At 61.4% G+C, this 1,049-nt stretch carries 1 protein-coding gene; it reads right to left on the bottom strand.

The features are described 5' to 3' along the window. The coding region (locus GGD63_RS39930) for a transposase (RefSeq protein WP_183250667.1) at positions 1–826 on the bottom strand (826 nt) is incomplete at its 3' end. Positions 827–1,049: the final 223 nt, after the last annotated feature.

The following is a 1,049-nucleotide window of genomic DNA, read 5'->3' as shown; positions in this document are numbered from 1 at the left end:
CATAGAGCGTGATGAGCTGCGGATTCCAGCGAAATGACGCCGGCAGCGCGGCAGTAAAGAGCGCACGTCGCAGCCGTTCACGCCCGCCGGCGATGTGACGAACGCCGGTGCGATCGCCGCTGTCGTCATCGTAAGGGGCAATGCCAGCCAGCGCGGCCGCTTGCTCGCGCGTGATCTGACCGATCTCGGGCATCCGCACCAGAATGACCATGGCGGTCTTTAGCCCGATACCATCGATGCTGTTGATCAAGTCGAGCCGCTTGGCAAGATCGCGATGCTCACGGATTGCAGCGGCCAGTGCCTTCAGTTCGACCTTCTCGCGCTTGGCCAGGCGAGCGATATCCTCCTTCCACAGCTTCTGGAGCCGCATATTGCGGCAGCTCTCGATCCGGTTCTTCAGCCGAGCAATGTCCTCGGTGATCTGGTCGATCATCGTCAGGTGCTCGGCAAATGGCAGCAAGCGGGGATCCGGAGCTGCGTGGATCTTCTTGACCGCGGCGGTGCAGGCCGCAATCAGCGCGGCATCGATCTTGTCGTTCTTGGCCCGCTGCAGCTGGAACACGGCATAAGCGCGCACCTGGGCCGGCTGAAACACGACGACCACAAACCGCTGGCGCCGCAACTCGGCGACGACAGCCTGCTCATAGCCGCCGCTCGCCTCGATCCCGACCCGTTTGACCTTGTGGCGCTGCAACCATTCCACCAGCACTTTATAGCCATCCGGCGTGTTATCGGCCTGAAGCCGCTCCAAACTGCCATCAAGTGCCACATCGAGCTTACGTTTGCCGGTATCGATCCCGGCACAGATCGTGATACGCTTGGCCATCTTCGTCGACCCTCCCTTGTGTGTGCGAACCTAAAGTTCGTTCAACCATCCGGGTCCCGATGAAGTACCGATCGCGATCCTGCTACGAAAGGCAGCCCTCAAGGCTTCGGTGGGCATCGATCCGATCGATCGGCAGCCCAGCTCGGGCGGCCACCCGGGCTGGGCCATTCCTCACGGAACGAGGCCATTCTAATCCAGTGCGCTAAAACAAGGGTGGGCAAAG

It is taken from the genome of Bradyrhizobium sp. cir1, from assembly GCF_014198245.1.
Lineage (GTDB): Bacteria > Pseudomonadota > Alphaproteobacteria > Rhizobiales > Xanthobacteraceae > Bradyrhizobium.
This window is presented reverse-complemented; position numbering and strand designations above follow the sequence as displayed.